Source organism: Terrabacter sp. AAH1, assembly GCF_054456855.1.
Window position 1 is genome coordinate 256,060 of sequence record NZ_JBTJJV010000005.1, and the last position, 17,829, is coordinate 273,888.

The 17,829-nt window shown below is 72.5% G+C and carries 15 protein-coding genes; 8 read left to right on the forward strand and 7 right to left on the reverse strand.

Translation table 11 applies throughout. The features are described 5' to 3' along the window. Positions 1-17 precede the first annotated feature (17 nt). The 3 genes from ACXR8F_RS10965 to ACXR8F_RS10975 all read left to right on the forward strand — a co-directional run bounded on the left by ACXR8F_RS10965 (position 18) and on the right by ACXR8F_RS10975 (position 3,270). Positions 18-716 (forward strand): response regulator, encoded by a 699-nt coding sequence (locus tag ACXR8F_RS10965; protein WP_045192685.1) that lies wholly within the window; start codon positions 18-20, stop codon positions 714-716. A gap of 98 nt (positions 717-814) precedes the next feature. Further along, on the forward strand, positions 815-2,197 hold the full coding sequence (locus ACXR8F_RS10970) for a class II 3-deoxy-7-phosphoheptulonate synthase (RefSeq protein ID WP_082081094.1): 1,383 nt from the start codon (positions 815-817) through the stop codon (positions 2,195-2,197). Between the two features lie 2 nt (positions 2,198-2,199). Then, entirely contained in the window at positions 2,200-3,270 is a 1,071-nt protein-coding gene (locus ACXR8F_RS10975) for a threonine aldolase family protein (RefSeq protein WP_458800408.1), read from the forward strand. A gap of 15 nt (positions 3,271-3,285) precedes the next feature. Here ACXR8F_RS10975 and ACXR8F_RS10980 read toward each other — a convergent pair whose 3' ends face one another. From ACXR8F_RS10980 to ACXR8F_RS10990, 3 genes are all read right to left on the reverse strand, one after another. Continuing rightward, positions 3,286-4,185: a DMT family transporter gene (locus tag ACXR8F_RS10980; protein ID WP_045192526.1), complete on the reverse strand. Its 900-nt coding sequence runs from the start codon at positions 4,183-4,185 to the stop codon at positions 3,286-3,288. Between the two features lie 8 nt (positions 4,186-4,193). Continuing rightward, a complete protein-coding gene (gene pknB, locus ACXR8F_RS10985) occupies positions 4,194-6,191 on the reverse strand; it encodes a Stk1 family PASTA domain-containing Ser/Thr kinase (protein WP_458800410.1) in 1,998 nt (665 codons plus the stop codon). Positions 6,192-6,252: 61 nt separating this feature from the next. Beyond that, on the reverse strand, positions 6,253-7,215 hold the full coding sequence (locus tag ACXR8F_RS10990; RefSeq protein ID WP_052677455.1) for a lytic transglycosylase domain-containing protein: 963 nt from the start codon (positions 7,213-7,215) through the stop codon (positions 6,253-6,255). A 301-nt stretch (positions 7,216-7,516) separates the two neighbouring features. On the opposite strand from ACXR8F_RS10990, the gene ACXR8F_RS10995 reads away from it, so the two are divergent. After that, the gene (locus ACXR8F_RS10995) at positions 7,517-7,918 is read left to right on the forward strand and encodes a helix-turn-helix domain-containing protein (protein WP_045192681.1); all 402 of its coding nucleotides are present in this window, start codon (positions 7,517-7,519) and stop codon (positions 7,916-7,918) included. A gap of 20 nt (positions 7,919-7,938) precedes the next feature. Here ACXR8F_RS10995 and ACXR8F_RS11000 read toward each other — a convergent pair whose 3' ends face one another. Beyond that, the gene (locus tag ACXR8F_RS11000; RefSeq protein ID WP_458800413.1) at positions 7,939-9,045 is read right to left on the reverse strand and encodes a polyprenyl synthetase family protein; all 1,107 of its coding nucleotides are present in this window, start codon (positions 9,043-9,045) and stop codon (positions 7,939-7,941) included. Between the two features lie 94 nt (positions 9,046-9,139). Between ACXR8F_RS11000 and metF the strand changes: the two genes are divergently transcribed. Beyond that, positions 9,140-10,048: a methylenetetrahydrofolate reductase [NAD(P)H] gene (metF, locus tag ACXR8F_RS11005; protein ID WP_045192523.1), complete on the forward strand. Its 909-nt coding sequence runs from the start codon at positions 9,140-9,142 to the stop codon at positions 10,046-10,048. Between the two features lie 76 nt (positions 10,049-10,124). Here metF and ACXR8F_RS11010 read toward each other — a convergent pair whose 3' ends face one another. The 3 genes from ACXR8F_RS11010 to ACXR8F_RS11020 form a co-directional block, all read right to left on the reverse strand. Next, positions 10,125-10,670, reverse strand: coding sequence for a hypothetical protein (locus ACXR8F_RS11010; protein WP_458800415.1), 546 nt, complete (start codon positions 10,668-10,670; stop codon positions 10,125-10,127). A 131-nt stretch (positions 10,671-10,801) separates the two neighbouring features. After that, positions 10,802-11,569, reverse strand: a complete 768-nt coding sequence (locus ACXR8F_RS11015) for a DUF4126 domain-containing protein (RefSeq protein ID WP_458800417.1) — start codon at positions 11,567-11,569, stop codon at positions 10,802-10,804. Positions 11,570-11,891: 322 nt separating this feature from the next. Beyond that, on the reverse strand, positions 11,892-12,764 hold the full coding sequence (locus ACXR8F_RS11020; RefSeq protein ID WP_458800419.1) for a phosphatidylinositol-specific phospholipase C/glycerophosphodiester phosphodiesterase family protein: 873 nt from the start codon (positions 12,762-12,764) through the stop codon (positions 11,892-11,894). A 259-nt stretch (positions 12,765-13,023) separates the two neighbouring features. Here ACXR8F_RS11020 and ACXR8F_RS11025 point away from each other — a divergent pair, with 259 nt between their 5' ends. From ACXR8F_RS11025 to ACXR8F_RS11035, 3 genes are read left to right on the forward strand one after another with little or no spacing between them, the layout of a single operon-like run. Beyond that, positions 13,024-13,428 carry a DUF6504 family protein gene (locus ACXR8F_RS11025; RefSeq protein WP_458800421.1) on the forward strand — a complete coding sequence of 135 codons (405 nt, stop codon included), beginning with the start codon at positions 13,024-13,026 and terminating at the stop codon, positions 13,426-13,428. A gap of 33 nt (positions 13,429-13,461) precedes the next feature. Further along, positions 13,462-13,929 (forward strand): SAV_6107 family HEPN domain-containing protein, encoded by a 468-nt coding sequence (locus ACXR8F_RS11030; RefSeq protein ID WP_052677453.1) that lies wholly within the window; start codon positions 13,462-13,464, stop codon positions 13,927-13,929. Between the two features lie 5 nt (positions 13,930-13,934). Then, positions 13,935-17,810 (forward strand): DNA polymerase III subunit alpha, encoded by a 3,876-nt coding sequence (locus ACXR8F_RS11035; protein ID WP_458800423.1) that lies wholly within the window; start codon positions 13,935-13,937, stop codon positions 17,808-17,810. The last annotated feature ends 19 nt before the right edge of the window (positions 17,811-17,829 follow it).

The following is a 17,829-nucleotide window of genomic DNA, read 5'->3' on the forward strand; positions in this document are numbered from 1 at the left end:
CGCACCAGGAGGACGCCATGCACCAGGACGGCAGCACGCCGCCCGAACACATCAGTGTCGTCGTCGCCGACGACCACCCGATGTGGCGCGACGCCGTCGCCCGCGACCTCGTGGACGCGGGCTTCGAGGTGCTGGCCACCGCCGACGACGGCCGCTCCGCCCTCGCTCGCACCCGCGCCACGACGCCTGACGTGCTCGTGCTCGACCTCAACCTGCCCGGGCTGAGCGGCGCGGAGGTGTGCGCGGCCCTCGCGCAGGCCGGGGTGCCGACCCGCATCCTCATCCTGTCGGCGAGCGGCGACCACCAGGACGTCCTCGACGCCGTCAAGGCCGGAGCGCTCGGCTACCTCGTCAAGTCGGCGGGTCGGGAGGAGTTCCTCGCCGCCGTGCGGGCGACCGCTGCCGGCGAACCGGTGTTCACCGCCGGGCTGGCCGGCCTCGTGCTCGGGGAGTTCCGGCGGGTCAAGGCCGCCGGCGGCGGCACACCAGAACGTCCTGTCCCCGAGCTCACCGACCGCGAGACCGAGATCCTCAAGTACGTCGCGACCGGCATGGGCTACAAGGAGATCGCGGCCACCCTGTTCCTGTCGCACCGCACCGTCCAGAACCACGTGCAGAACATCTTCGGCAAGCTGCAGATGCACAACCGCGTCGAGCTCGCCCGCTTCGCCATGGAGCGCGGCCTCGACCTCGCCGACCCCACATCGCCCGCCTGACGGCATACGCCAACGGGAGCTCTCGGGCGCCCGGAGGTTTCGGGATGCGGACCCGTGCAGGGAGCGTGCGTGGCGGCGTCTACGCTTGCGGGGTGAACATGAGGACCGTCACCGCCGATGTCGGTCTCGAACCCGCTGACGGGTCCGAGGCCCTCGCCGCCCTCACGGCTGCGGCCACCGAGCTCGAGGCCCAGCAGCAGCCGGCCTGGCCCGACACCGCCGCGCTCGCCGAGGTGATCGAGACGCTCGCCTCGTATCCTCCGCTCGTCTTCGCCGGCGAGTGCGACATCCTCACCGACCGCATGGCGAAGGCCGCCGTCGGCGAGGCGTTCGTGCTCCAGGGCGGCGACTGCGCCGAGACGTTCGCGTCCGCGACGGCCGACAACATCCGCGACCGCATCAAGACGATCCTGCAGATGGCGGCCGTGCTGACCTACGGCGCGTCGGTGCCGGTCGTCAAGATCGGCCGCATGGCCGGGCAGTACGCCAAGCCGCGCAGCTCGACGGTCGAGACCCGCGAGGGCGTCACGCTGCCCGCGTTCCGTGGCGACATGGTCAACGACTTCGCCTTCCACGAGGCCGCGCGCATCCCCGACCCGCAGCGCCTCGTCCGCGCCTACCACGCGAGCTCGGCCACCCTGAACCTCGTGCGCGCTTTCACCACAGGCGGATTCGCCGACCTGCGGCACGTGCACGACTGGAACCGCGGCTTCGTCGCCAACTCCGCCAACGCCCGCTACGAGAAGCTCGCCAAGGACATCGACAAGGCGATGCGGTTCATGGCGGCGTGCGGCGCCGACTTCGACGCCATGCGCACCGTCGAGTTCTTCGCCGCCCACGAGGCGCTGCTGCTCGACTACGAGCGCCCGCTGACCCGCATCGACTCCCGCTCGGGCCGCCTCTACGACACCTCGGGCCACTTCGTCTGGGTCGGCGAGCGCACCCGCCAGCTCGACGGGGCGCACGTCGACTTCGTCTCGCGCATCAGCAACCCGATCGGCGTCAAGCTCGGGCCCAAGGCCGACATCGACGAGGTGCTGCGCCTCATCGACAAGGTCGACCCGAACCGCACCCCGGGCCGCCTGACCTTCATCACGCGGATGGGCGCCGGCACGATCCGCGACGCCCTGCCGGCCCTCGTCGACAAGGTGACGGCGTCCGGTGCGACCGTGACGTGGATCTGCGACCCCATGCACGGCAACACGTTCGAGAGCCCGTCCGGCTACAAGACGCGCGACTTCGAGGACATCGTCGAGGAGGTCCGCGGCTTCTTCGAGGTGCACCAGTCTCTCGGCACGATCCCCGGCGGCATCCACGTCGAGCTCACCGGCAACGACGTGACCGAGTGCCTCGGCGGTGCCGAGAAGATCATCGACTCCGACCTCGAGAAGCGCTACGAGTCCGTGTGCGACCCGCGCCTGAACCACCAGCAGTCCCTCGAGCTCGCCTTCGTCGTCGCCGAGATGCTCGGCCAGGCCTGAGCGTGGCGCCGGCGAGCTCCAGCGCCTACAAGGCGGACCTGCTCAGCGACACCCTGACCAAGCCCTCCGAGGCGATGCGCGCTGTCATGGCGAGCGCCGAGGTCGGCGACGACGTCTTCGGTGAGGACCCCACCCTGCGGGCCCTCGAGGAGCGCGTCGCCGACCTGCTCGGCCACGAGGACGCCCTCTTCACGCCGTCGGGCTCGATGGCCAACCAGCTCGGCGTGCGCCTGCACGTCAGGCAGGGCGAGGAGCTCATCGGCGACTCGCTGGCCCACGTGGTGCGAGCCGAGCTGGGTGCTGCGGCGGTGCTCTCGGGCATCTCGTCACGCACCTGGGTCTCCGAGCGCGGCCGGTTCCGGGCCGACGACGCGAGCGCGCTGATGATCACGGGCGCCGGTCCCTACCAGGTGTGCACGGCGCTGGTGATCGTCGAGAACACCCACAACTTCGGCGGTGGAACGGTGCAGTCGCTCGACGAGATCCGCCGGGCGCGCACCGTCACCCGTGAGCGCGGTGTGGCCATGCACCTCGACGGCGCGAGGCTCTTCAACGCCCACGTGGCCTCCGGCGTCGCCGTGGGCGACTACGGCCGCGAGTTCGACACCGTCTCGGTGTGCCTCAGCAAGGGCCTCGGTGCGCCGGTGGGCAGCGTGCTCGCCGGCTCTGCCGCGGCCATGGCCGAGTCGCGCATCTGGCGCAAGCGCTTCGGGGGCGGCATGCGGCAGGCCGGCATCCTCGCCGCGGCCGGCCTCTACGCGCTCGACCACAACGTCGAGCGCCTCGCCGACGACCACGCGCGCGCCCGTCGGGCCGCCGAGGCCATGGCCGAGGCCGCACCCGGGTCGGTCGACCTCGCGACCGTCGAGACGAACATCGTCATCGTCGACGTCGCGGCCGCCGGCTGGACGTCCGCATCCTTCGTCGACGCGGCTCTCGCCGCAGGTGTGCGCACGTATGCCGTCGGGCCGGGCGCCGTGCGCCTCGTCTGGCACCTCGACGTCGACGACGCCGGCACCGACGTCGCCATCGACGTGCTCACGGCCCTCCTGCGGTCCGCGCCCGCCTCCTGACGCTCCTCTGGCAGGTCAGACCTCGTGGTGGAGGGCCTCGGCGGGCAGCTCCCCGGGGCGTCGACGGGCGAGGAGCTCGACGGCATACATGGCCGCGAGCACGAGCGCGCCGCCGGCGAGCATGCGCAGCGTCGCGGTCTCGTCGCCGAGCGTGACGGCGAAGAAGGCGGCGAAGACCGGCTCGAGCGTCATCACGATGGCCGCCCGGGTGGCCGGCATGTGCGCCTGCGCCCAGGTCTGCACCCACAGCGCGAGGATGCTGGCGAAGACGACCATGTAGAGCACCGACGCCCACCGGCCCGGTGAGTCGGGCAGCACGATGCCGCCCGGCGCGGCGCCGACGACGCAGAGCAGCGCGATGACGACCATCTGCACCACCGAGAGGCCCGTCGCGATCTCGGAGGCGCTGTAGCGGCCCAGGCCCACGATGTGCAGGGCGTAGAGGGCGGCGGCCAGCAGCGTGATGGCCTCGCCGACGCCGACCGAGAAGCCGTTGAGCGAGAGCAGCGCAAGGCCCACCGTCGCGAGACCGACTGCGGCCCAGGTGGACCCGGCCACGCGCTCGTGCAGGAGCAGCGCGGTGAAGACTGGTGTCAGCACGACGTAGGTGCCGGTGATGAAGCCGGACACGGAGGCCGGCGTGGTCGACAGGCCCTGCGTCTGGAAGATCTGGGCCAGCCCGTAGAGCGCGCCGAGCCCCACCCCGACGAGGACCTGTCGCCGCGTCAGAGCACGCAGGGGGCGCCAGAAGACGACGACCATGATGACCGCCGAGAGGCTGAAGCGGACGGCGAGGAAGTCGACCGGCGGCACGGTCTCGACGAGGTCGCGGATGAGGAAGAACGTCGAACCCCAGACCGCCGTCAGCGCGACGAGCAGCAGCGTGGCCAGACGCGTGTGCGCCGCAGGTTTCACGGGCGGTGTCAGACGATCGTGAGGGTGATGGTGCTGCCCTTGGGCACGGGGGTGCCGGCTGGGACGTCCTGCGCGCGGACCTTCTTCTCGAAGAGGTCGCCGAACGGGTACTGCTTCTGCACCGTGAAGCCGAGGTCGGTCAGGGCCTTCTCCGCGACGGTGTCCTGCTGGTCGACGACGTTGGGCACCGGCACCATGACCGGGCCTTTGGACACGACGACGGTGACCGTGTCGCCGCGGTGCAGCGTGCCCTTGGCGGGCTTCTGCGAGACGACCTGGCCCGCCGGGACGGTGTCGCTGTTGACGTCCTCGGCGCGCGCGACCTTGAGCCCCGCCTTCGTGATCGCCGCCGATGCGGCGTCGAAGCCGGCGCCGGTCACCGTCGGCACCTTGATGGGCTCGCGTCCCTTGGAGACCACGACCGACACCTCCGCGTTGCGTCGCACCGACGCTCCCGCAGCAGGCTCCTGCGAGATGACGACGCCCTCGGGGACGGTCTCGCTCCAGTCCTCGCGGGTGGCCCCGAGGCGCAGGTTGACGGGGGTGAGGGCGGGCCCGGAGTCGGTGACCTTCGTGCCGACGAGCTGGGGGACCGCGTAGCGCTCCTTGCCCTTGGAGACCGTGACGCGAACCACGGACTGCTTGCCGAGCTCGCTGCCGGGCGCCGGCTCGACCCGGAGCACGACGCCCTTGGCCTTCGTCTCGGAGAACTGTTCGACGGGGTCCATGCGCAGGGATGCCTGGGTCATCGCGTCCTCGGCGCGGACGACCTGCTGGCCCACGACCGCCGGGACCGTCGTCGAACCGCCCGGTCCGGCGGTGAACCACCACCCGCCGAAGCCGACGCCGGCCACGAGGAGGACGACGGCAGCCCAGACCGGCCACCGCCGGCGACGACGCGGGCGTCGGTCGATGGGCATCGCGGCCGTGTGCTCGAGGCCCGGGGGGTCGTCGTGCACGGGCAGGCCGCCGAGGCCGACCGCGCCGGAGCGGCGTACGTCGGTGGGACGGGTGCGGCTGCGCTCGGGAGCGCCCTGCGCGGGGGCCCGGCCGGTGCCGGCGGGCAGCCGGCTGGTCGTCGACAGGGCGGGTAGCACGGAGGTCGCGGGCCCGGCGCCCTCGCCGGCCGCGGCGCCGCGGCGGTCGAGCTCGCCGGTGGAGAGGACACGTCGCACCGAGCGGACGGCGGCCACGAACGCTGCTGAGGACTCGAAGCGGTCGTCGGGCTCGACGGCCGTGGCCCGGGCCACGAGGGCGTCGAGGTCGGCCGGGACGGTCGGCACGACCGACGAGGGGGCGGGGATGGACCCGTGCACGTGGTTGTAGGCGATCTGGATGGGCGTGGTGCCCGTGACCGCCTTGCGCCCGGTGAGCATCTCGAAGAGCAGCAGGCCGGCGGCGTACACGTCGCTGCGGGGATCGGCCACGCCGCTCTCGACCTGCTCGGGCGAGAGGTACGAGACGGTGCCGAGCAGCACGCCGGTCTGGCTCGTGGCGGTCTGGTTGCTGATCGCGCGGGCGAGCCCGAAGTCGGCGACCTTGACCTCGCCGTCGCGACGGACGATGACGTTCTCGGGCTTGACGTCGCGGTGGATCATGCCCGCCGCGTGCGCGGCGCGCAGCGCGAGCAAAATCGGCTCGAGGATGGCCAGGGCCTCGCGCGCGGTGAGCGGGGCCTCTTCGTGGATGACGTCACGCAGGGTCTTGCCCTCGACGAGCTCCATCGCGAGGAAGACCTCGTCGTCGTCCTGACCCTGGTCGAAGACGGCCACCACGTTGGGGTGGCTCAGCCGCGCGGCGGAGCGGGCCTCGGCGCGGAAGCGCTCGACGAAGACGTCGTCGGCCGCGAGCCCCGGGCGCATGATCTTGAGTGCGACCTCCCGGTCGAGCCGTGCGTCCAGCGCCACGTAGACAGAGGCCATGCCTCCGTCTGCGAGGTGGGAGAGGATGCGGTACCGGCCGTCGATCACCCGACCGACGAGGGCGTCCGCCACGCTGGACGTCACGCACCGAAGTTTACGGGCAGATCAGGCGCATCCCGTGCAGGCCAGCCGCACGGCGGCCCGCTCAGAGGCGGTCGTAGATGGCCATGACGCTGGCGACGTACTGCTTGGTGTCCTCGTAGAGGCCCTTCTGGCGCACTGAGTAGAGACCCTGGTAGTACCCGGCGATGGCCTGCTCGCGCGAGTCCGCGCTGGCCTGCAGGGACCGGATGATCAGCACGCCGGACGTGATGTTGTCGCGGGTGTCGAAACGGTCCAGCGACCGGCCGGCCAGCTCGGAGGCCCAGGTCTGCGACGTCGGCATGATCTGCATGACCCCGACGGCGTTCGTGTAGGAGACGGCCCGCTGGTGCCAGCCGGACTCCAGCCACCCGATCGCGAGGGCGAGCTTGGGGTCGACCCCGTGGCGTGCCGCCGTCGCCCGGATGATCGCCGACGTCTCGGTGCGGGTGGGCACCTTGGCCGCGGCGAGCCTGGCCTTGCTGGCGGCGACGGCCTTGGCCGTCTTGGCCGACACGGAGTAGCCCTTCGGTGCGGCGGCCTTGGGGGCCGGGGTGGCCGGCGCCGACGCCGACACGGCCCCGGGCACGACGATCCTCTGGCCGACGAAGATGAGGGCGCTGCTGCGGAGCCTGTTCGCCGCGAGCAGCTTGGTCAGCGACACGCGGTACTTCACGGCGATGTCGCTCACCGTGTCGCCGGCGCGGACCACGTGGACCGCGTCGCGCGACGAGGGGCGCACCGCCGTCGCCGTACGGGTGCCGGACCCGGCGGTCGACCGCGGCTGCGCGGTTGCGGGGGAGGCCTTCCCCGGGACGAGCAGCTTCTGCCCGGGGTGGATCAGCGCGCCGCCGAGCGCGAGCCGGTTCTTCTGGGCGATGGCACGCACGCTGGTGTGGTTGGCGATGGCGAGGTGCCAGAGCGTGTCGCCCGGCCGGACCGTGATGGTCTTCCAGGGCGTGGCGGCCACGGGAGCCACGACCGCGTGGGCGGGCACGGCGAGTGCGGCGACGTCGGCGAAGGGCATGAGGTGGAGTCCTTTCCTGGAGCCCGGTTCTGGTGCAGGAGACGGTGCAGAAGACGTGGAGGGGCGTCGGAAGGGTGGGCGCGTCAGGCCAGAGGGGGCTGGTGTGGCATCTGTGGTTGCTGTGGCGTCTGTGACGATAGCGCACATTTGAGCACTAAACTAAAAATACATCGGTGTAATTCATGGCCCCACGCCCGTCCGAAGCTCCACCAGGACGACGAGGGACGCCCTTCGGGACGCTCCGAGGCGCGTGGTGGCGGCGGGTGCACGCCTCACCCTGACGGGTGGCAGACTCGTGCCCGTGAGCGACACTCCCGTGCAGCCCGACGAGACCACCACCGGCGACACCGACCTCGAGACGTTGGTCGGGGAGTGGCTGACCGTGCCCGACGCCGCCGAGCGGCTCGGCGTGCCGCTGTCGCGCGTGCGCCAGATGATGGCCGACCGAGAGGTGCTCGCCGCCCGCATCGGCGAGCGCAAGGTGACGGCGATCCCCGCCAAGTTCGTCGACGAGAGCGGGCCCCGGCCCGAGCTGCGCGGGACGTTCACCGTGCTGGCCGACGGCGGCATGGACGACACCGAGATCATCGAGTGGCTCTTCACCCCCGACGCGACCCTGCCCGTCGAGGGCGCCCCGATCGACGCCCTCCGAGCAGGGCACAAGACCGAGATCCGTCGGCGGGCCCAGGAGCTCGCCTTCTAGCAGGACTTGGACGCGGTGCGTCAGGAGTGCCGCGCCGTCGAGACCGCGACGAGCGCCTCGAGCACATCGAGCGCGGGCGAGTCGTAGTGGCCGGTCTCACGAGCCCGCTCGACCGCCTTGCGGGCGTCGTCGGCGAGCGCGGTGATCAGGCCCTCGACCCGGTCGACGGCCCCCGTGTCGACAAGCACGCCCCGGATCGCCTCCACCCCGGCGAGCTCCAGGTCGTCGCGGCCGAGCAGCGACTCCACCGTCGCCCGGTCGCTGGCTGACGCCGCGTCGAGGGCGTACGCGACGAGCACCGTCCGCTTGCCCTCGCGCAGGTCGTCCCCGGCGGGCTTGCCGGTAGCCTCGGGGTCGCCGAACACGCCGAGCAGGTCGTCGCGCAGCTGGAACGCCTCGCCGAGGGCGAGGCCGTAGTCGGACAGCGGGACGAGGGACTCCTGCGGGGCGCCCCCGACGAGGGCCCCGATGAGCAGCGGGTGCTCGATCGTGTACTTCGCGCTCTTGAAACGGATGACCTTGCGGGCCGAGGCCACCCTCTCCTCGAGGTCGAGGCCGTCCCAGCCGCGGGCCGACTCGAGCAGGTCGAGGAACTGGCCACCCATCAGCTGCGTGCGCATCAGGTCGAAGAGACCACGCCCGCGCACGAGCTCGTCGCCCGGGAGGCCGCACGTCGCGTACAGCTCGTCGCACCACGTGAGGCACAGGTCACCGGCCAGGATGGCGGTGCCCTCGCCGAAACGGTCCGCGTCACCCGCCCAACCACGCTCCTGGTGCAGGCCGGCCACGGCCCGGTGCGCCGACGGCATACCTCGTCGGGTGTCGCTGCGGTCCATGACGTCGTCGTGGAGGAGCGCCGCACCCTGGAAGAACTCCATGCTCGCGGCGAGGCGCACGAGGGCGTCCGAGTCGTCGCCACCAGCGGCGCGGTAGCCCCAGTAGAGGAAGCCGGCGCGCAGGCCCTTGCCCCCGGAGAGCAGGTTCGACACGGCGGACACGAGCGGCGCCGTCTCCTCACCGATCGCGGCGAGCGACTGGGTGGCCCCGGCGATCTGCCCGTCGATCGCCTGCTGGACCCGACGGCGCAGCGCGTCGAGGTCGGTGGGGGTCTGCACGAGGTCCTCCATCGAGTCGCGGGAATCGTCGTCAGCCTACGCGGCGCGCCGGCCGCGGCGTGAACAGCCCACGCAGCGCGGGCACGCTCCGCCTAAGGTGTGCGGCATGGCACACGGCACGGCATCCTCCATGGCACGGGCAGAACGGTTCACCCGGTCCATCCCGGCGATGATCGAGGCCGACACGCCCACCTTCAGCTTCGAGTTCTTCCCGCCCAAGGACGACGCCGCCGAGGCGCAGCTCTGGGACGCGATCCGCCGGCTCGAGAAGCTCTCGCCGAGCTTCGTGTCGATCACCTACGGCGCGGGCGGCAGCACCCGTGGGCGCACGGTGCGCCTCACCCAGCGGGTGCTCGAGGAGACCTCGCTGACGCCGATGGCGCACCTGACCTGCGTGGGTCACTCTGTCACCGAGCTGCGCAGCATCGTCGGGGCGTATGCCGCCGCGGGGGTCCGCAACATCCTGGCCCTCCGCGGCGACCCGCAGGGCGGCCTGGGCCAGCCGTGGGTCGCCCATCCCGAGGGCCTCGACCACGCCGACGAGCTCGTCTCGCTCGTCAAGGGCCTGGGCGACTTCACCGTGGGGGTCGCGGCGTTCCCCGACGGCCACCCCGAGTCGCGCAGCGTCGAGGAGGACGCCCGGACGCTCGTGCGCAAGGAGCAGGCCGGGGCGCAGTTCGCCATCACCCAGATGGTCTTCGACGTCGACAACTACCTCCGGCTGCGCGACGAGCTCGCGCGGCGCGGCTCGCACCTGCCCGTGGTGCCGGCGATCATGCCGATCACGAACGCGCGCCAGGTGGTGCGCATGGCACAGCTCGCCGGCCAGCCCATGCCGGCCGCCGTCACCGACCGCCTCGACCGGCACGGTGACGACGCGGACGCGGTGCGCGCCGAGGGGCTGGCCATCGCTACAGAGTCGTCCCAGCGGCTCCTCGACGAGGGAGCCCCCGGCATCCACTTCATCACCATGAACCGCTCGTCGGCCACGCTCGAGGTCTTCGGCAACCTCTGAGGCGCTCACCGCGGGACGGCCGACCCCGGTGAGGTCGACCGCCCTCGGTGGAGGCGGTTGGGGCGGTGGAGGTCGGTCAGGTGGTGGCCGACGGGGTCGTCGCGCCGTTCGGCGAGGTCGGCGTCCCGCCCTCGCCCGGCTGGGCCTGCGGGCCGTCGCCGTCGTGGTCGCCCCGGCCCCCCGGCCCGCCGGGCCCCTGGCCGCCCTCCTGGACGTCGGTCACGGTGAACGAGGCGTCGACCTGCACGATGACGTGCGTGCCGTCGGTCCGCACCATGTGCGCCTCGTAGACGCCGTCGGAGTCGGTCTCGACGCGCTCGATCGTCGCGGTCGGCTCCTTCGCCTTGGCGGCAGCTGTCACCTTCGCGGCGGTGTCGCCCGTGAGCAGCTGCTCGTCCGAGCGCATCGGCTTGCTCGGGTCGGTGTTGCCGTTGCCGTTGGCGCGGTCGCCCGGCGCGCCTGCCGTTCCCTCGCCGAGCAGGCCGTAGCCGGCGCCGTTCGCGGCGACACTGCTGCTCGACCCGGTGGTCTCGTCGGCGCTCGCGAGGGCGGCCCCGCCGAGCGCGAGCGCCGACACGGCCACGATGCCGGCGCCGGCCAGAGCGATGGTCTTGTTCTTCATGCGTTCCACTCCTTCGATGGGCTGGCCTCGTGCCAGCTGGGTCCACCGTCGGAGCCGGGCCTGTGCCGGCGCCCTCGCCGGCGTGGGCGCGTGCTGTGAGTCGCTGTGCGCTGCTGTGGGACGAGCGCGGGTCAGGTCTCCTGGTCGAACGGGCGGTCGACGGGGCGCTCGGGGCGTGGGTCGGTCGCGCGGCCGAGGCCCCATCCCCGACGGCGACCGTGGTCGGGACCTGGGTCGGTGGCTGGGTCGGTGGGTGGGTCGGTGGCTGGGTCGGTGGCGGCTCCGACGGCTCTGCCCGACGGTTGGGCGACGCCCAAGCGTTCGCCCCAGGCGTCGTAGCGGCGCTTGTAGCGGCGGATGCGGCCCGCGAGCTTGTAGACGAGGAAGGCTCCGAGGGCGAGGAGCACGAACGCGATGGTGGCGGCCCACCAGGGGTGCGCGATGGCGAGGGCGGTGACGCCCGTGACCGTGACGTCCTCGGTCGTGCTGACGACGATGTTGCTCGCCGGCTCGGGGGAGGTGTTGACCGCGGCGCGCAGGCCGGCCTTGATGCCGTGCGAGATCAGCGCCGTGACGCCACCGGTGGCCGCCCCGATGGCCGCGTCGAGCCCGGCCGTCTCGTGGCCGATGAGATAGCCGATGGTGGCGCCCACGGCGGGTCTGACGACCGTGTGCACCGAGTCCCAGACCGAGTCGACGTAGGGGATCTTGTCGGCGAGCATCTCGACGGCGAAGAGGATGCCGGCGCCGATGAGCACGTCGGTGCGGGACAGGGCGTTCGGGACCTGGCTGAGGTTGAAGATCTTGTCGGCCAGTCCGAGGACGAGCACGACGGCATACGCGTTGACCCCGCTGCCCCACCCGGTGGTGAAGGCCATGGGGATGAGCTCGGCGCCCACGACGCTCCTTCTGTCGTGCGCCGGTCGCGGGTGCGCCGGTGCGTCCATGCCCGGGCCGGACGGCCGAGCTCAGGTCCAACGTCACTGACGCTCCCGTATTCCCGCAGGGCACGCAACGGGACGCGCTGGCGCCGTGGGGGCCTTCGGTGGGTGCGTGGGCAGCGGAACGGGCCCGATCCGTGAGCGGACAGGACCCCTGCACCCCTCCGTTCGCGGACCGGACCCGCAGTCCCCAACTCTGCCGAGGGCCGCACGGGCGAACCTGAGCACGATTACTCAGGTTCGCCCGTTTCGTCCCCGTATGCCGGGCGTGCGCCTCAGGTCAGCCCTCCTGCGGGTCGTGGGTGAGCAGCCAGGACCGGAGGCCTGCGAGGTCGTCGGTGTTGTAGGCGTCGACGTCGGCTGCGAGCTCCTCGGCCCAGACCGTGTCACGCGTCGCGCCCGGGGTGTCAGGCGTCGCCCAGAAGCGGATCTCGTAGCCCTGCGCGTGGGCTCGGGTCACGTAGGCGCGGAGGAGGGCGCGATGGGCCTCGGTGAACGGCCCGCCCGTGTAGCCGACGGCCGACCAGTTGTTGCTGACGAGGGGCATGAGCGTCGGTGAGATGCCCTTGCCGAGGTCGCTGAGACGCCCGTCGTAGAAGGACCGGCGCGTCGTCGCGGCCTGCATGGCGGGCAGGTCGCGGTTGCCGGAGACGACGGCGGTGACGGCCCGGTGCTGCACCCGGCCCTGGCGGAAGGCGGTCACCAGCTCGGGGTACGCCGACAGCTGGCGCTCGATCACCGGCCAGGTGGCGCTGCCGTCCGACTTGACGTCGATGAGCAGGCGCAGCTTGCCGTTCCAGCCGGGGTAGATCGACCCGCCGTTGGCGCGGAACCGCTTCGCGAGCGGGTCGAGGTAGTGGCTGCGGAGGGTGCGGGTCAGGTCCGGGCCGTCGTGGCCGAGGTAGAGCTCACCGTCGACGAGCCAGACGTCGGCCTCGACCGAGGTGAAGCCGTGGTCCAGCGCATCGGCGAGCGGGCGCGCGTGCTCGTAGTCGTTGTGGGCGTGGGCCCGCTCGAGGGGTTGGGCGGTGGCACGGTGCGGGTTGCCGGTGGCCTCGAGGGCGGTCGCCGTGGAGGGGCTGCTCGTCGTGGCGAGGACGGCGGTGACGAGCAGGGTCGGGGTGAGGGTGATGAGGAAACGTCCGAGTCTCATGGACCCACCCTGTTCGCCCGTTCCGGTCGTCGGCCGACGCGAGGGTGAACGGCAGGCGACGGTTGTGGTCGTGACGCGGTTCCGGTCGTTCTTGACACGCTGTCGGCGCCGGGGGTTACGCTCTTCCCATCGAACAAGTGTTCGAACTTTGTTGGTTTCGTCAGTCAAGTCGTCGGTTGGTTGTCGGGCTGCTCGTGTGGGGCGCGGGTGGCTCGGGTCGTGATGTCCGGCCCGACGTGTCCGAGGGAGACGTGTCGTGGTGCGCAGGTTCAGTGACTCCGTCCAGGTGAGGGTCCGGAGAAGAGGGCAGGAGTGGGAGACCGCCCGCGAGGTCGGTCCGGAGAAGGGTGGCGAGAAGGACGCGAAGGCGCTCGGGTCCCCGGCGGGGACGGCGCCGGAGGCGTTCATCTGGCGCGGTCGCCTCTACGTCGTGCGCAGCGTCCTCGCCCAGTGGCGTGAGCGGCGCGCCTGGTGGCGCGATGCGCTCGAGGCCGACGAGGCGCAGGTGCGGCCCGGCGAGACGCTGGTCGCTGCGGCGTCCGAGCAGCACGTCTGGCGGGTCGAGGCGAGCCCGGGGTGGTCCTTCGCCCCCGGGGTCTACGACCTCGCCCACGACGAGTCCCCGAGGGGCGACCAGTGGTCGCTCGTCCGGGTCTCCGACTGAGCCGACATGAGACGAGAGAGGAGAGCCACCACCATGACCACCACCCACGACCTGCGACGTCCACCCATCTCGGCCGCCGTGCTCGACCTGCTCGAGCGGGGCCGCGCGACCCTCGAGTCCGCGTGCCGCACGAGCGATGCGTCCGAGCGCTACCGCGACTCCCACCTCGGTGCCCTGCGGGCTGCGGCTGCCCTCGTCGCCGCCCGCACCGTCCCGTCACCCCGATCCCGGCCGCGCAGCGTCTGGCAGGTCCTGCCCGGGGTGGCTCCCGAGCTGGGGGAGTGGGCCGCCTTCTTCGCCGCCTGCTCGGCCCACCGGTCGGTCATCGACCGTGGCGGTCACATCAGCGCCCGCGAGGCCGACGACCTGCTGCGCCAGGCCGAGATGTTCCTCGAGATCGTCCAGGACCTCCTCGGGGTCCCGGCGACGATCCCGCTGCCGCAGTCGATCACCCCCGTCTCGCCCGCCCCCGTCCCGAGGAGCCGGGCGAACACCGCGTGAGCAGCATGACCACCACCTCTTCCACCACCACTCACGGCTTCGTCCACCTGCACGTCGCGTCGGGCTACTCCATGCGCTACGGCACGGCCAAGCCGCACCAGCTCGTCGAGCGAGCCGCGGCCTTCGGGCAGCCGGCCCTCGCGCTGACCGACCGCGACGGGCTCTACGGCGCGGTGAAGTTCGTGCGCTCCTGCATGGAGCACGACATCGCCCCGATCCTCGGCGTCGACCTCGCCCTCGGGCCGGAGCGCCCCGAGCGGCAGCGTCCCGTGCGCACCCCCGTCCGAGGTGGGGCGCTCGTGGACCCCCGACTGCCTCGCGTCACGGTGCTGGCCCGGGGGAGCGCCACCGGTCTCGCACCCGGGGAGGGCTGGGGCGCCCTCTGTCGGCTCGTCACCGCCACCCACCTGCGTGGCGAGCGCGGCAACCCGGTCACCACCGCGAGCCTCGTCGCCGAGCACGCGCGCTCGGCGGACGACGGCGGGCCCTCCCGGCTCGTCGTGCTGCTCGGCCCCGACTCCGACGTCGGGCGCGAGGTGCTCGCCAAGCGACGCGACCGGGCCAGGGCCGCGCTGGAGCGCTGGGTCGCGCTGCTGCCGCGCGGGGCGGCCGTCGTCGAGGTCGTCTGCCACGGCGGCCCCGAGCACCAGCCGGGCAGCCTCGGCCAGGCGGGGCGGATGCTCGCCCTCGCGCGCGAGGTCGGTGTGCCCAGCGTGATCACGGCGGCGGTGCGCCACGCCGACCCGCAGGACGCCGCCATCGTCGACGTCCTCGACGCCGCGCGCCGGCTCGTCGCCCTCGATGCGCGCCACCTCGACCGCGTCACCACGGCGGGTCACCTGTCCCCGACACCGCTCATGCAGGCCCTCGCCCTCGACGTCGTGCAGGTCTCGGGCCCCGGGCTCGTCGGTGGCGGGTCGCTGGCACGCGAGCAGTCGCGCGAGCTGCTCGCCCGCACCACGGCGCTCGCCACCGAGTGCCTCCAGGACCCCCGTTCCGACCTCGGCATCGGCTCGGTCCACCTGCCCGAGCCCGGCGTGCTGGGCATCCGCCCGGGCACCAACCCGCACCACGTCCTCGCCCGCCGGTGCCGCGAGTCCATCGCGACCCGCTACCCCGGTCGGTCCGAGAGCGAGCTCGGGGCCGTCAGCGACCGGCTCGAGGACGAGCTCGGCGTCATCGAGACGCTCGGCTACGCGACCTACTTCCTCACCGTCGCCCAGGTCTGCGACCTCATCCGTGAGATGGGGGTGCGGGTCGCGGCCCGCGGCTCCGGGGCCGGGTCCCTCGTCAACTACCTCCTCGGCATCTCCGGGGTCGACCCGATGCGTCACAACCTGCTCATGGAGCGCTTCTGCTCACCGCTGCGAGCCGAGCTGCCCGACATCGACATCGACGTCGAGTCGGCCCGGCGCACCGAGATCTACGAACGCATCCTCGACCACTTCGGCGGCGAGCGGGTCACCTGCGTCTCGATGATGGACACCTACCGGGTGCGCCACGCGATCCGCGACGCCGGCGCCGCGCTCGGCCTGCCCCCGCCCGAGGTCGACGCGATGGCCAAGGCGTTCCCGCACATCGCCGCCCGAAACGTGCGCAACGCCCTGGCCGAGCTGCCCGAGCTGCGCGCGTCCGGCCTCGACGTGCCCCGTCTGCAGCTGATGTTCGACATCGTCGAGCGGCTCGACGGCCTGCCCCGCCACATCGCCCTGCACCCGTGCGGCGTCGTGCTCTCCGACTCGGTCCTGCTCGACCGCACCCCCGTCGAGGCCAGCTGGCTCGGCTTCCCGATGAGCCAGTTCGACAAGGACGACGTCGAGGAGATGGGACTGCTCAAGCTCGACGTCCTCGGCATCCGCATGCAGTCGGCGATGGCCCACGCGGTCGACGAGGTCGAGCGCGTCGACGGCACGGCCCTCGACCTCGACGACGAGAGCCAGGTGCCCTTCGACGACGAGCAGACCTTCGAGCTCGTCCGCTCGACCCGGACCCTCGGCTGCTTCCAGATCGAGAGTCCCGGCCAGCGCGAGCTCATCGGCAAGTTCGGGCCGCAGACCTTCGACGACCTCATCATCGACATCTCGCTCTTCCGTCCCGGGCCCGTCAAGAGCGACATGATCATCCCGTTCCTCAACGCGAGGCAGGGCTGGAAGGACCCCTCCTTCCTCCACCCGACGCTCATCCCCGCGCTCGAGGAGACCGAGGGCGTCGTCGTCTTCCACGAGCAGGTCCTCATGATCGTCGCCGAGACGACGGGCGTGACCCTCGCGCAGGCCGACGAGGTGCGCCGCGCGCTCGGCACCCCCGACGGCCAGCGCCAGATCGAGCGGTGGTGGCGCCCGGCCGCCCTGGCCCGCGGCTACGCACCCGACGTCGCCGACAAGATCTGGGAGGTCCTCAAGGCCTTCGCGTCGTTCGGGTTCTGCAAGGCGCATGCGGCCGCCTTCGCGCTGCCGACCTACCAGTCGGCCTGGCTCAAGGCGCACCACCCGGCCGCCTTTCTCGCCGGGGTGCTGACCCACGACCCCGGCATGTACCCCAAGCGGCTGATCCTCGACGACGCGCGTTCCTTCGGCATCGCGGTCCTCGGGCTCGACGTCAACGTGTCGACCGGCGCCTACCGCTTCGAGCGCACCGACGACGGCGGCGAGGCGATCCGGCTCTCCCTCGCCGACGTCCACGGCATCAGCGAGGCCGAGGTGGCCCGGATCGTCGCCGGTCAGCCGTACTCCAGCCTCTCCGACTTCTGGCAGCGGGCCCACGTGTCGCGGCCCGTCGCCGAGAAGCTCGTGCTCGCCGGTGGCTTCGACGCCCTGCACGACATCGACCTCGGCAGCCCGCCCCGTCGCGGCGAGAGCGGTCCCGAGGTGGTGGGGCGCTCCCGCAGCGGTCTCGGCCGGCGGGGCCGGGTCACCCGGCGAGACCTGCTGCTCCACGTCGCCGAGCTCGACCGCTGGTCGGCCTCGCAGCACTCGTCCCGGGCGCGGGTCTCGGCCGCGAGCCGCTCCCGTTCGTCGCGGGGCCGCGTCACGTCGGTCTCGGCCACCGGTGACATCCGGGCGCTGGCCGCCGCCCAGTCGCAGGCCTCCGCCGGCGCGCCCGAGCACGTCGCGACCCAGCTGACGCTCGACCTCGGCGACACACCCCGCCTCACCGCGACGAGCGGGCTGCCCGAGATGACCGGCCCCGAGCGGGTCCGTGCCGAGCTCGAGGTGCTCGGCCTCGACGCGAGCGGGCACGTCGTCGACTTCTACGCCCCGATGCTCGACGCCCTCGGCGTCACCCGGGCGCGCGACCTGCTCTCGGGGCGCAGCGGCCGCGAGGTGTGGGTCGCGGGAGTCAAGGTCGCCACGCAGACCCCGCCCATCCGCACCGGCCGCCGCGTCGTCTTCCTCACCCTCGACGACGCGACCGGACCTGCCGACCTCACCTTCTTCGAGGACGTCCAGGGTCCGTATGCAGCCACCGTCTTCCACTCGTGGCTGCTCCTCTGTCGTGGCACGGTGCGACGCACCGGCCCCAAGGGGGTCTCGATCCGGGCCACGGGGGCGTGGGAGCTCTCGGGTCTGCAGGAGGCCTGGACCGCCGGCGGCATCACCGCGGTGCGCGACGCACTCGACGCCGCCGACCGGGCCGCCTGGGAGCGGGCCGGAGCCCTGGCCGGTCGAGACGGCGCGCCGGCCGGCGTGGGCGAGGGCCCCGACGGCCGCCGGGTGCTCGTCCACGCCTCGGGGTTCAAGCAGTCGCCGTACGCCGACATCAAGCCCGCAGGCGACGACGTCAGGGGAGCGCGCGGCACCAGCGCCCTCGTGCCAGCCGACACCGTCGGTGGCCCGCCGCGCAAGCTGTGGCACGCCAGTCCGGGAAGTTCGGGGCACTAGGGTGAGCATGCACACGAAC